The sequence below is a fragment of the Caballeronia sp. GAWG1-5s-s genome, assembly GCF_023631445.1.
Classification (GTDB): Bacteria; Pseudomonadota; Gammaproteobacteria; order Burkholderiales; family Burkholderiaceae; genus Caballeronia.
Genome location: NZ_JALQDC010000003.1, coordinates 563,946 through 577,153 on the forward strand (window position 1 = coordinate 563,946; position 13,208 = coordinate 577,153).

Consider the following 13,208-nt stretch of genomic DNA (forward strand, 5'->3'; position numbering starts at 1 on the left):
TCACAGCGATACGCAGTCCATCGACGATGACAAGAAAAATAGCGGTCAGGGCGGTCACGGTTTCGTTGCTGAGCGCGTGCGCGATGAGTTCTCTCGCCGCGCGCGCCGACGAAGGGCAATGCGATTTCAAGCGCGACTGGATGTCGTCGGCGTGTGAGCGCGTGATGCGCGTCGCGCGCGACGGCACGTGGGATCTCTACGTCACGGGCTACGGCTGGCACATCGACGGTTATCACAACCGCAGCGAGCTGAATCCGTGGTCGTGGGGCGGCGGCGCGGGCAAGCACTGGACCGACGCGAACGGCCACGAAGACATCCTGTTCGCGTTCGGGTTCTCGGACTCTCACCACAACTTCCAGCCGATAGGCGGCTATGCGCGGCAGTGGTTCACGAAGCCGGTGCTGGGCGGCTTGCAGGCGGGCGGCGGCTTCTTCGCCGGCCTCACCGCGCGCTCGGACGTCGCGCACTATTTCCCGTTGCCGCTCGCGTTGCCCATCGGCTCGATCCGCTACAAGCGCGCGTCGCTGATGGGCACGTTCATTCCGCGCCTGCCCGGCCTGAACGACGGCGACGTCGCCTTCTTCTGGGGACGCTACGAGTTCTAGTACGATGGCCGGGCGGCCCGCTTTTGTGCGGGCGTGGAGTTGCATCGTATCGGGAATCGAAAGGTGTCCCGATAATTCGTAAGGTAACAGCAGGGAAGCAACATTGGATACGACCCGTACGCAAGACCCGGCCGAGCGCGCGCGCGCCGGTCACGACCAGCCGGCGCCGCCGGGATTCATCAGCGCGTTCGACTTTGCGGGCGGCGACGCGTTGCGGCTCTCGTGGGACGAGGCGCGCCGGGCCGTCGCGGGCGACGGCTTCACGTGGCTGCATCTTTCGGCCAACGACGACACCGTGGAAAGCTGGCTCGAAGGCGTCACGTCGATGCCGGACGTCGCGCGAGAATTCCTGAACGGCGAGGACAAGCGGCCGCGCGTGCACATGGGCGCGAACTTCGTGTACGGCGTGGTGGCGGACCTCGAACTCGTCGCGGCCGCGCCGGATGCGGCCTCGCCGGGCGTGCGCGAGGCCAATCGGGCGACGAGCGCGCTGCGCTTTTACGTCGACCGCCACCGCATGATTACCGTGCGGGCGCGTCCGCTGCAATCGACCGACCGTCTGCGCCACGCCGTGCTCGAAGGCGCGACGTTCCGCGATACCGTCGACCTTTTCGCGGGCCTGATCCGCGCGCTGAACGAGACCTTCGTCGATCGCATCGACGATATCGGCGACCGGCTCGACGACGTGGAGGAGGGCGTGCTCGAAAACGGTCAGGGGAACTGGCGCGCGCATCTCGGCGACGTGCGGCGCAGGCTCGTGGAGGTGAAGCGCTTCATCGATCCCGAGCGCAATGCGCTGACGCAGCTCGTCACGCGTCGTCTGGAGTGGGCCGAGCCGCGTTCCATGGAGGCGCTCGTGCAGGCCATTCAGGTGCTCAACGGCCTGGGTGCGGGGCTGGAAGGACTCTATGAACGCGCGAAACTCTTGCAGGATGAAATCGCGGCGCTGCTCTCCGAGGACATCAACCGCAAGCTGCTGTGGCTCGCGATCATGTCCGCGCTCTTGATGCCCGCGACGCTTCTCACGGGCATCTTCGGCATGAACGTGGCGGGCTTGCCGGGCACGCACGATCCGGCGTCGTTCTGGATCGTGATCGGCGTGATGGCGGGCTGCGCCGCCATCACGATCTTCCTGCTGCGCAAGCTGCGCGTGTGGTGAGGCGCTGAGCTGATGGCTCAGTCGGCCGGGCCGGGCGGCGCGAGCACTTCGCGATTGCCGTTGCTGCCCATCGGCGAGACGAGCCCGGCCGATTCCATCTGCTCGACGAGACGCGCGGCGCGGTTATAGCCGATGCGCAACTGCCGTTGCACCGACGAAATCGACGCGCGCCGCGTGCGCACGACGAACGCGACGGCTTCGTCGTAGAGCGGATCGGCTTCCGCATCGGGCGTTTCGCCAAAGAGATCCTGCGAGCCGCCTTCCGGCGTCGGACCGGAGAGGATGCCTTCTTCGTACTCCGGCTCGCCGAACTGCTTCAGATATTCGACCACGCGATGTACTTCGTCGTCCGCGACGAACGCGCCGTGCACGCGTTGCGGATAGCCGGTGCCGGGCGGCAGGAACAGCATGTCGCCCGCGCCAAGCAGCGATTCGGCGCCCATCTGATCGAGAATCGTGCGCGAATCGATCTTCGAGGAGACCTGGAACGCCACGCGCGTCGGAATGTTCGCCTTGATGAGCCCGGTGATGACATCCACCGACGGCCGCTGCGTGGCGAGAATCAGGTGGATGCCGGCGGCGCGCGCCTTCTGCGCGAGGCGCGCGATCAATTGCTCGATCTGCTTGCCGGCGACCATCATCAGATCCGCGAGCTCGTCGATCACGACGACGATCAGCGGCAGCGTCGAGAGCGGCTCCGGCGCGTCGGGCGTCAACGAGAACGGGTTCGTGAGCTTCTTGCCCGCGGCTTCGGTGTTGCGCACCTTCTGATTGAAGCCTTGCAGGTTGCGCACGCCCACGGCCGACATCAGCCGATAGCGCTTCTCCATTTCGCCGACGCACCAGTTGAGCGCGTTGGAGGCGAGCTTCATGTCGGTGACGACCGGCGCGAGCAGATGCGGAATGCCCTCGTAGACGGACAGCTCCAGCATCTTCGGGTCGATCATGATGAGGCGCACGTCCTCGGGCTTCGCCTTGAAGAGCAGCGAAAGGATCATTGCGTTGATGGCGACGGACTTGCCCGAGCCGGTCGTGCCCGCGACGAGCATGTGCGGCGCCTTCGCGAGATCGGTGACGACCGGATTGCCGACGATGTCCTTGCCCATCGCGATCGTCAGGTTCGACTTCGACGCGCGATACACGTCGTCTTCGAGAATCTCCGACAGGCGGATCATCTGCCGCCGCGCGTTCGGCAACTCCAGGCCCATGCAGGTCTTGCCGGGAATCGTTTCGACGACGCGGATCGACGTGAGCCCGAGCCCGCGCGACAGGTCTTTCATCAGCCCGACGATCTGGCTGCCGCGCACGCCGAGCGCCGGTTCCACTTCGAAGCGCGTGATGACCGGACCCGCCGACGCGCCCACCACCGTCACCGGCACCTTGAACTCCTGCAGGCGCTGCTCGATGAGTTGGCCGGTATCGGCGAGGCGTTCCTCGGACACGGGCTCGACTTCGTCGGACGCGGGTTCGAGGAGATCTAGCGTCGGCAACTCGACGGCCGACGCTTGCGGCGCGTGGAATTCGAACTCGGTCGGCGTGAAGCCGCGCAGCGGCTGACGCGGCTCGGGAGCGGCGGCGGGGCGCGGTTCGTCGATGGAGGTTGCGCGCGTGGATGGCGCGGTGAACGCGGGCGCGGGCGGCACGGGCAACGCGGACAACGTCTGCGGCTCGTGATCGAGCCAGGGCGGTGGCTCGTCGAACGACGGCTGCGGCTCGCTCGGCTCGGACAGCGCGCGGGGCAGCGGCGGCGGCAGGATGGGCGCCGAATCGAACGGATAGTCTGGTCGATCCGGCGCAGTGTCCGGTTCGAAGGGCGACTCTTCGCGCTTTTCTAGCGGTGGCGGGCTCGCAGGCATCGGCCGGGCGTCTCGCGAGACGTCGACGCCGGAAGAGGGGGCGAAGTCCTGTGCGCTTGCTAGTCGCCGGACAGACTCCTGCGCGCCGTTCGACGCGGCGGCTGCGGTAGCTGCGGTGGCGATCGCGTCCATCCCCGGATGCGCGGGCTCGTCGGCCAGCGGTTCGCGCATCAGCCATGACGGCGCGTGAGGATCACGGTCGGCATCGGAGCGTGCTTCAAGCGTGGCCGGTGGCTCAGGAACGATGTGCGCCGGCAATGTTGCCGCCGGTTCGATGCGTGGCGCGTCGGCGGGTGGTTCTGCGCCGTGCCCGACGGTGGTCGCCGTGGACGCTTTCCATGACGGCGCGTGCGGCTCACGTTCGGCATCGGAGCTTGCTTGGAGAGTGGCCGGTGCGTCGGGGATGATGTGCGCCGGCGATGTTGCCGCCGATTCCACGCTTGGCGCGTCGGCGGGTGGTTGCGCGCCACGCCCGACAGTGGTCGCCGTGGACGCTTTCCATGACGGCGCGTGCGGCTCACGTTCCGCATCGGAGTGTGCTTCGGGCGTCCCCGGTGTGTCAGGGACGATGTGCGCCGGCGATGTTGCCGCCGGTTCCATGCTTGGCACGCCGGCGTGTGGTTCTGCGCCACGCCCGACCGCAGTCGCCGTGGACACTTTCCATGACGGCGCGTGCGGCTCACGTTCCGCATCGGAGCTTGTTTGGAGAGTGGCCGGTGCGTCAGGGACGATGTGCGCCGGCAATGTTACCGCCGGGTCCATGCTTGGCGAGTCGGCGGGCGGTTCTGCGCCATGCCCGACCGCCGTCGTCGTGGACGCTTCTGAAATAGGCCTCGGCGATTGCGATGCCATCGAAGGCGCCGGCTCGGTCGACGCGCCTTGCGCTTTCACAGCGCTGGCAGACGCGTGGACGACTTCGTGCGATGCGGGCGCCTCAGCGAGCGACGAAGATGCGGTCGCTTGCTCCAGCGCGTCGGCCGGCGACTCGTCAGCCCGTGATGCGTCGCCGTCAGTCAGGCGTCCGTTATTCTCGGCTGTCTGAAAGCCGGCGCGCGTGTCGACTGCTGATTGCGGAACGAATGCGGGCGTTTCCGCGATAGCGGGCGGTTCTTCGCCAGCGTCCGAGGTTGCCAACGGCGCTTCGGTCGTGGTGATCGGTTCGGTCGACGCCTCGTCGGAGATCGGCGACGGCATCGAAGGCGTTGTTGCGCTCAGTTCGCGCTGGGCGCGTGCACCGGCGTCTGGGATTGCCGGCGCCGCCTCGACCTCGCTCGCGGACTCGTGTTGCGGCGTTTGCGGTGCCGCGAATTGCGTCGCATCGGTCGGTGGCGCAAAGGGCGCTTCCACGCTTGCTTCGCGTCGAACCGGCAAGCTGGACGAGGCCGCTTCTTCGACCCGTGCAGCCGTGGCGCGCGTGTCAGACAGAGAATCCGGTGAAGCGCGCAACCCGAGCGGCTCACGGTCGCCCGAAACGCCGTCCCTTAACGCGCTCGCGCTCACCGCGCCATCCGAAACCAGCGACGCCGCATCGGTCGACGGCGACGCCTGCGCCTCGTGATGGCGGGCGAGACTCGCCCCTGCCAGCGACGTCCAGAGCGCCGCTTTCTCCTCGATGGAACGCAGCGTCGCCTGAATGGCGTCGGGCGCGGGCGGCGGCACAGGCGGCGAAGGCGGACGCGAGAACGCGGGCGGCGCGAAAGCCGACGAGCGTCCATCGCCTGTCATCTCTGTGGGCAACGGGCGCCTCACCGGGCCACGCGATGTCTGCGTCGACGTCGCCGCGGACGACGAAGCCGGGTTGCGCGCCGGGGCGCTATTTCTCGGCGTGGAAGCCGGGCCGTTGCCGGACATTGCGGCGCGTGCCGGCGTGGTCTGCGTGGACATCGGCCGCTGCGGCGCCCGGGCGGACGCAAAAGAAGCAGAACCCGTGGAAGAAGCTGAAGAACGCAGCGAAGCCGCCGCGCCCGCCTCGCTGCGGGCAGGCGAGCCCGACGGCAAGGTGGCACGCGAAGCCGTCGAGCCGAGCGCCGCCGCTGCCGTCGACAGGGAATTGAGCCATCCGTCGGGCGCGACCGGCTCGACAAACGTGGACACCGGCGTGCCGGCGCGCTCGAACGCGGGGCGGCGCGAATACGCCTCCGCCGTCGCCGCGATGCCCGCCGCCGATGCCTCCGCGCCCTTCACGACGCGCCCCGCCGTCGGTGGCGGACGCCACGGCGTCGGCCGCTGATAGCGTCCGCTGCGTTGCCCGGTGGGCATGCCGAGCGTCGGCTCGTCGTGCGAGGCGCGAGAGACCGTGGCATCGAAACGCTCGCCGCCGATGCCTCGCAACGGCGCATCCGCAGTCGTCGTCTCGCGCGGGCGGCGCTCGCGCCAACGCATGCCGGTCGGCTTCGCGCTCGCCTGCGCGCTGCGCCTTGACGTGGACTTCGGCCCCGACTTGGCACGCTCGGGCTCGCGAGTGCGCGACTCGCGTTCGGACGGCTCGCGCGGCGTCAGCCAGCTTTGCGGAAGGCCGAAGCCGAACGCTTCGTCGGCCCAGGCGAGCACCGAGCGCCAACTGAATTCGACGAGCCACGGCAGGCTGATCGCAAACACCGCTGCCGCGATGGCGATGGCCCCCGGCGCATGCGCAAGGCCGGCGAGCGCCCCCGCGAGCGCGCGGCCGGCGCGATTGACATTTTCCTGTGCTTCGAGCGCGCCGGCGAGCGCGCCTTCCAGCGTCGCGCTCGACAGCAGGACGGTGAAGAAGCCGAGCCACAGGCGGATCGTGCCGGGACCGCGCAGCCCCGCGCCGCCCGGAAGCACCGATTTGACGACGCGCCACAAGAGAGCGAGAAACCAGACGACTGATGCACCGAACCAGCCGAGAACTACCGTGTGCATGCTAAGGATCGAACCAAGGTTGGATGAGACGGGTGAGAGACGGCTGCCCGGTCGCGTAACGGTAACGGGGGCAACGTGCGTGTGTCGCGCACTGGCCGGGCGTATCGACTGAGCAGTTTAACGGTTGCGGGCTGAACCGGACGCGCATGGCGCAAGCGCGCAACAGTCAGCAACACTTAGCCTGTCATGCGCCGCGCGAGCGCGACGCGGCCGCGTGTCATTCAGCGCGCTGCGCGAACGTCAGTACGCCGCCGTTGTCGAGCGTCAACTGAAGCGATTGCGGCGGATTCATCTGCACGCCGCTCTTCGCGACATGAGCGAGCGCGTCGAGATAAGGCTGCTCCAGAGCGCCGCCGACGCTCGATGGACACGCCATGCGCGTGCCGGCGAGCGGACCGAAGCTCAACTTGCCGTCCTTGAGGACGTACGGGCCGGTGTAGCGATTGCAGCCTGAAAAGCCGCTCGCCCGGCGACGGCCGCTCTCCGTGGACAGATCGAGCGTGATCGGCTGACTGCCCGCGGCGCGACTCGGCACGGCGCGCGGCTGGCCGTTCGCCTCGGTCCAGCTGGTCAGTTCCCAATGCGTGTCGTCGAGCAATTGAGTCGCGGCCGGGTTGTAAGGATCGGTGGGCGGCGCGCTCGCGTCCGAGTGCTTCGGCATGGCGCACCCGCTCACGAGGCTTGCCATCAAAACAGCGACGCCGGCGCAAGGCGCAAGGATGGCCAGCGGACGCGGCATCGCGCGTGAGGATAAAGCGCGGCGAAAATGCGAAGACATCGAAAATTCCAGGGCTGGCGAAAGCCGTAAGGGTACCGCAGGCGTCGTATCGTTTGTCTAGCATCGAGATGCAACAAATCATTTGTCATGCGGCGGACCATCGACGCACGCGGGAATTCGCGGCGCGGACGCGAGTCCATATGCGTTGTCAATAGGCCGAATGGCATAGCAGTCGGCGGCTGCGCTGCGTGTTAACATCCCCGCCGAATCGTGATAATCGGCGTTCGAGTTATCGAAGAGACTCGTTGCCGACGCACAACCGAAACGCTTCCGGAGCACGCATGCAGACCGACTCAGCCGACCAGAACGCACCGCACGATATGGCCGTGCGCATCGGCACGCCGCTTTCCCCGGGCGCCACGCGCGTCATGCTTCTCGGAGCGGGCGAGCTGGGCAAGGAAGTGATCATTGCGCTACAGAGGCTCGGCGTCGAAGTCATCGCGGTCGATCGTTACGCGAACGCGCCGGGGCATCAGGTCGCGCACCGCGCGCATGTCATCGACATGACCGATCCCGCCGCGCTGCGCGCGCTCGTGGAACGCGAGAAGCCGCATCTGATCGTGCCCGAGATCGAGGCCATCGCCACTGACGCGCTCGCGGACATCGAGGCGTCGGGCAGCGCGACCGTCATTCCGACCGCGCGGGCCACCCAGCTCACGATGAATCGCGAAGGCATTCGCCGGTTGGCCGCCGAAACGCTCGGCTTGCCGACCTCGCCCTATGCGTTCGCGCAATCGCTCGACGAGATGAAAGCGGCGATCGCGACCATCGGTTTTCCGTGCGTCGTGAAGCCGGTCATGTCGTCGTCGGGCAAGGGGCAGTCCGTGCTGCGCAGCGAGGCGGACGTGGAGCCGGCATGGCAGTACGCGATGGCCGGCGGGCGCGTCAATCACGGCCGCGTGATCGTGGAAGGCTTCATCGACTTCGAATACGAAATCACGCAGCTCACCGTGCGCGCGGCGGACCCGGCGAGCGGCGAAACGCAGACTTACTTCTGCGAGCCGATCGGGCACGTTCAGGTGGCGGGCGATTACGTGGAATCCTGGCAGCCGCAGCCGATGAGCGCGGCCGCGCTGGAAAAAGCCCGCGAGGTCGCCGAGAAGGTGACGACGGCGCTCGGCGGGCGCGGCCTTTTCGGCGTGGAACTGTTCGTGCGCGGCGATGACGTGTGGTTCTCCGAGGTGAGCCCGCGTCCGCACGACACCGGCCTCGTCACGCTCGCGACGCAGCGTTTCTCCGAATTCGAGCTCCACGCCCGCGCGATTCTCGGGCTGCCCGTGGACCCGTCGTTGAGCACGCCGGGCGCGTCGGCGGTCATTTACGGCGGTCTGGACGAAGCGGGCATTGCCTTCGAAGGCGTGCGCGAGGCGCTCGCCGTGCCGGGCGCGGATGTGCGGCTGTTCGGCAAGCCGGAGAGCTTCGTGAAGCGGCGCATGGGCGTGGCGGTGGCGACGGGCGTCGATACGGACGAGGCGCGCGATCGGGCGAAGCTCGCGGCATCGAAGGTGCGTCCGGTTTCCATCAAGTGAAGGCCGCCGTGCGACAAACAGGAGCATTCCAGTGAAACGCTTGGTTCTCGCCGCGCTCGTCGCGGCATGCGTGGGGCTGTCGGGCTGCGGCCTTGCCGCCGCTCCGTGCCGCATTGCATCCGCGGGCCTGAAGATCGTGCCGGTCGTCGGTCACGTCGCGGCCGCGCCCACCGATGCGTGCGCCGACGTGATCGATCCCTGACCGGCGTGCAGCAATATCAAACACCGAAAAACAGGACGATGAACAAGCTTCTCGCACTCTCGATCGCGTTGCCGATGGCGCTGGCCGTGCAATCGGCGCGGGCCATGCCGCTGACGGTTCCGCAAATTCAGACGGCATCGACGCAATCCACGCGCTACGACTGCCGCGACGGCAAGAGCATCACCGTGCAGTACACGACCACGCGCAACCGCCAGAGCTTCGCGGCGTTGACCGTGGACGGGCGCAAGCTCCTGTTCGTGAACGTGATCGCCGGTTCGGGCGCGAAATACGCCGCCGACCAATATGTCTGGTGGACCAAGGGCCCGCAAGCGAACCTGTACGACGAGATGGCCGCCAAGGATTCGCCGCCGCTGCTGGCGGACTGTCAGGCGCGCGGGAAGTAGCCGGATGCAAGCGCGCGCCCTCGGGACGAGCGCCCGAAGCCTTCGACAGGCGGTGCTACAATGTGCGGCTTTCCCGCAGTGAGAGGGCGGCGGTTTCCAGCGGACCTTCCCAGCGCCCGGGCAACCGCTGTGCAGCGGGTGGCGCGCGCGGCCGCAGCGCCCGGTGACGCTAAAGCGTCATCGAAGCCGTGTTCCATTCGGGTGTGCGTCGAAGGAGCGTGCGAAACAAGCCGCGCCGCCGATGCCCGATGTCCGGCAGCCTGTCCAGTCGCGCGCCAAGGCACGCATCATGCGCACGAGAAGCGTGCAACCCCTAACAGATTGCGTCGCGGGTCGTTCCGCGCCACCGAAACACGCGTGCAACGCCGAGTCGGATTCAACGATCGTTCACGCGCGCCGCATCAGCGGTTTTATAGCGAAAGCCAACATAGTCACCATGTCTGATTCCGTCGCCCCGAACACGTCCACCGAAGAAGCCACGGCCGCACCGACGTTCGACCAGTTCGGCTTGTCCCCCGAGATCCTCAAGGCGGTGCGCGAGTCGGGCTACACGACGCCCACGCCGATTCAGGCGAAAGCCATTCCCGTCGTGCTCTCGGGCCGCGACGTGATGGGCGCGGCTCAAACCGGCACCGGCAAGACGGCGAGCTTCTCGCTGCCGATCATCCAGCGCCTGCTGCCGAACGCCAACACCAGCGCATCGCCTGCGCGGCATCCGGTGCGCGCGCTCATGCTCACGCCGACGCGCGAACTCGCCGATCAGGTCGCCGCGAACGTGCAGACGTATTCGAAGCACACGCCGCTGCGCAGCACGGTCGTGTTCGGCGGCGTCGACATGAACCCGCAGTCCGAGGCACTGCGTCGCGGCGTCGAGATTCTCATCGCGACGCCGGGCCGCCTGCTCGACCACGTGCAGCAAAAGACGCTCAATCTCGGCCAGGTGCAGATGCTCGTGCTCGACGAAGCCGACCGCATGCTGGACATGGGCTTCCTGCCCGACCTGCAACGCATCCTGAATCTGCTGCCGAAGGAGCGGCAAACGCTGCTTTTTTCGGCCACGTTTTCGCCGGAAATCAAGAAGCTGGCGGCGACGTATCTGCGTAATCCGCAGACCATCGAAGTCGCGCGCAGCAACTCGACCGCGACCAACGTCCGCCAGATCGTCTACGAAGTCCACGAGAGCGACAAGTCGGGCGCCGTCGCGCAGATCATTCGCGAGCGCGGGCTCAAGCAGGTGATCGTGTTCTGCAACAGCAAGATCGGCGCGAGCCGGCTCGCGCGCGTGCTGGAGCGCGACGGCATCGTGGCGACCGCGATTCACGGCGACCGTTCGCAGAGCGAGCGCATGCAGGCGCTCGACGCGTTCAAGCGCGGCGAGATCGAGGCGCTCGTGGCCACGGACGTCGCGGCACGCGGTCTCGACATCGCCGAACTGCCGGCGGTCATCAACTTCGATCTGCCGTTCAACGCGGAAGATTACGTGCACCGCATCGGCCGGACGGGGCGCGCGGGCGCTTCGGGCGACGCGCTGTCGCTGTGCAGCCCGAACGAGCGCAAGCAGCTGGCCGACATCGAAAAGCTGATCAAGCGTCCGCTCGAAGTCGAGACGCTGCAAGTCGCCACGCCGATGCGGCGCGACGCATCCCGCCGCGACGAGCGGCCGGCGCGCGGCGAGCGCTCGGAGCATCGGCATGGCGCGCGCGACGAATCGGGTTCGCGCCGCCGCACGTCGAGCGCATACGACCGGCCGCGTGGGCGTCAGCAGCCGGTGGACGAGTTCTTCCTGAAGCCATACGAACCGTCGCCCTCGGCGATGAAGCGTCAAGAGGAAACCGTCGAGCCCGAGCGCAAGAGTGTTTCGAAGCAGCCGCTGGCGGCGCTCCTCGGCGGACTCGGCATGCCGCGCAAGACGTCCTGAGCCTGCGCGCGTCCATCGGAACGGCAGCCCTTCACGGCTGCCGTTTTTCGTTTTACCGCACGAATCGCTTCGCCCAGTCGGCGATGGCCCGGGCGTAGAACGCATCCAGCGAGCACGCGGTCGCTGCATCGATTCCGAGATGCCGCGCTGCCTGTATGAGCGCGTCAAGCGGAGCGGTGGTGTCGAGCGGCGTCGCGCCGGTCTGTTTGCTGAGTTTCTCGCCGATGTCATTGTTGACGACCGGCACGTGCAGATAGGCGGGCGTCGGCACGCCGAGACACCGCTGAAGGTAGATTTGCCGGGCGGTCGAATCGAGCAGATCCGCGCCGCGCACGACGTGCGTGATGCCTGCGTCGGCGTCATCGACCACGACCGCCAGTTGATACGCCCACAAGCCGTCCGCGCGCTTCAGGGCAAAATCGCCGACCTCGGTGGCGAGATCTTGCGACTGCGGCCCTTGCCAGCGATCAACGAACGTGACGCGCGCCGCGTCGCCGTCCGGCACGCGCAGCCGCCACGCGCGCGCGGCGCGGCCGTTCAGCCCGCTGCGGCACGTGCCGGGATACGCGAGCGTCGCGTGACGCGCGTGGGCGTGCACGAGGGAATCGGCGATCTCGCGCCGTGTGCATCCGCATGGATAGACGAGGCCGTCGGCTTGCAACTGCGCGAAGGCGCGAGCGTACGCGTCGTCGCGCCGGCTCTGCCAGACGGGCGGCTCGTCGGAATGCATGCCGAAACGGGCGAGCGTCGCGAGAATGTCGTCGGCCGCGCCGGGGACCGTGCGCGGCGAATCGACGTCCTCGATTCGCACGATCCACGTTCCGCCGTGCGCGCGGGCATCCAGAAAACTCGCGAGCGCGCTGACGAGCGATCCCGCGTGGAGCGGGCCTGTCGGCGAAGGCGCGAAGCGGCCGCGATAAATCATGTAGCGAGGCTTAAGCCGCCTGGCCGACCTTCGCGTCCGGGTGGCACGCGGGGCACGTCTCGCCTGGCTTGTAGTACGGCGATTTCTGGTCTTCGACGCTCACCACCGCGCGGCAGCCGAAGCACTGCGCGGTTGCCGTCGGTTGGAGGTTCGGATCGAGCGCGGTGCGGTAGTCGAACACGAAGCAGTCGCCGGTGTAATGCGCGCCGCCCACTTGCTCGAAGTATTTCAGAATGCCGCCTTCGAGCTGATAAACATGCTCGATGCCCACTTCCTTCATGTGGATCGCGGCTTTCTCACAGCGAATCCCGCCGGTGCAGAAGGACACCACGGTCTTGCCTTCCAGGTCGGCGCGGTTCTGCTCGATTACCTCGGGGAACTCGCTGAACTTCGTGATGCGATAGTCGAGCGCGTTCTCGAACGTGCCGACATCCACTTCGAACGCATTGCGCGTGTCGAGCATCACGACGGGGCGGCCGGCGTCGTCGTGACCGCGGTCGAGCCAGGCTTTGAGCGTGGGCGCATCGACGGACGGCGCTCGGCCGAGTTCCGGCTTGATCGCGGGCTTTTTCATCGTGATGATTTCGCGCTTGAGCCTGACCAGCATGCGGCGAAACGGCTGCGTCTCGGAGAAGCTCTCCTTGAACTGCAGATCGGCGAAACGGCCGCCGAAGAGGGCGTCCGTCCGAATGTAGTCGATGAACTCGCGCACTTGCGCAACCGGCCCCGCGATGAACAGATTGATGCCCTCCGGCGCAAGCAGGATCGTGCCCTTGAGGCCGAGCGCATTGCAGCGTTCGGTGACGAGCGGCCGCCACGCGGCGCCGTCCTCGATGGTGACGAATTTGTAGGCGGAGAGATTCAGTATGCTCATGATCGGATACGGGTGAAACATGTCGAAACGGGACCAGGCGCGGCACGCATGCGCTGCGCGAAACCGCTATTA

The 13,208-nt window shown here is 67.3% G+C and carries 10 protein-coding genes; 6 read left to right on the top strand and 4 right to left on the bottom strand.

From position 1 onward, the window contains the following. The first annotated feature begins 83 nt into the window (after positions 1-83). Positions 84-605: an antimicrobial peptide resistance and lipid A acylation PagP gene (locus NCR34_RS05110; protein ID WP_248321743.1), complete on the top strand. Its 522-nt coding sequence runs from the start codon at positions 84-86 to the stop codon at positions 603-605. A 103-nt stretch (positions 606-708) separates the two neighbouring features. Next, the gene (locus NCR34_RS05115; protein ID WP_248321744.1) at positions 709-1,764 is read left to right on the top strand and encodes a transporter; all 1,056 of its coding nucleotides are present in this window, start codon (positions 709-711) and stop codon (positions 1,762-1,764) included. Between the two features lie 17 nt (positions 1,765-1,781). On the opposite strand, the gene NCR34_RS05120 is transcribed toward NCR34_RS05115, so the two are convergent. Both NCR34_RS05120 and NCR34_RS05125 read right to left on the bottom strand, forming a co-directional pair. Further along, on the bottom strand, positions 1,782-6,506 hold the full coding sequence (locus tag NCR34_RS05120) for a DNA translocase FtsK (RefSeq protein WP_248321745.1): 4,725 nt from the start codon (positions 6,504-6,506) through the stop codon (positions 1,782-1,784). A 217-nt stretch (positions 6,507-6,723) separates the two neighbouring features. Next, the gene (locus NCR34_RS05125; protein ID WP_371747388.1) at positions 6,724-7,284 is read right to left on the bottom strand and encodes an META domain-containing protein; all 561 of its coding nucleotides are present in this window, start codon (positions 7,282-7,284) and stop codon (positions 6,724-6,726) included. Between the two features lie 320 nt (positions 7,285-7,604). Here NCR34_RS05125 and purT point away from each other — a divergent pair, with 320 nt between their 5' ends. The 4 genes from purT (at position 7,605) to NCR34_RS05145 (ending at position 11,337) form a co-directional block, all read left to right on the top strand. After that, positions 7,605-8,813 carry a formate-dependent phosphoribosylglycinamide formyltransferase gene (purT, locus tag NCR34_RS05130; RefSeq protein WP_248322270.1) on the top strand — a complete coding sequence of 403 codons (1,209 nt, stop codon included), beginning with the start codon at positions 7,605-7,607 and terminating at the stop codon, positions 8,811-8,813. Between the two features lie 31 nt (positions 8,814-8,844). Beyond that, positions 8,845-9,015, top strand: a complete 171-nt coding sequence (locus tag NCR34_RS05135; RefSeq protein ID WP_175939897.1) for a DUF6726 family protein — start codon at positions 8,845-8,847, stop codon at positions 9,013-9,015. A gap of 38 nt (positions 9,016-9,053) precedes the next feature. Continuing rightward, the gene (locus tag NCR34_RS05140) at positions 9,054-9,419 is read left to right on the top strand and encodes an MliC family protein (RefSeq protein ID WP_248321749.1); all 366 of its coding nucleotides are present in this window, start codon (positions 9,054-9,056) and stop codon (positions 9,417-9,419) included. Between the two features lie 436 nt (positions 9,420-9,855). Then, the gene (locus NCR34_RS05145) at positions 9,856-11,337 is read left to right on the top strand and encodes a DEAD/DEAH box helicase (protein WP_248321751.1); all 1,482 of its coding nucleotides are present in this window, start codon (positions 9,856-9,858) and stop codon (positions 11,335-11,337) included. 52 nt (positions 11,338-11,389) lie between these two features. On the opposite strand, the gene gluQRS is transcribed toward NCR34_RS05145, so the two are convergent. Continuing rightward, positions 11,390-12,262 (bottom strand): tRNA glutamyl-Q(34) synthetase GluQRS, encoded by an 873-nt coding sequence (gluQRS, locus tag NCR34_RS05150; RefSeq protein WP_248321752.1) that lies wholly within the window; start codon positions 12,260-12,262, stop codon positions 11,390-11,392. Between the two features lie 10 nt (positions 12,263-12,272). After that, complete coding sequence (locus NCR34_RS05155; protein WP_175939901.1) at positions 12,273-13,136, bottom strand: sulfurtransferase; 864 nt, start codon at positions 13,134-13,136, stop codon at positions 12,273-12,275. Positions 13,137-13,208 lie beyond the last annotated feature (72 nt).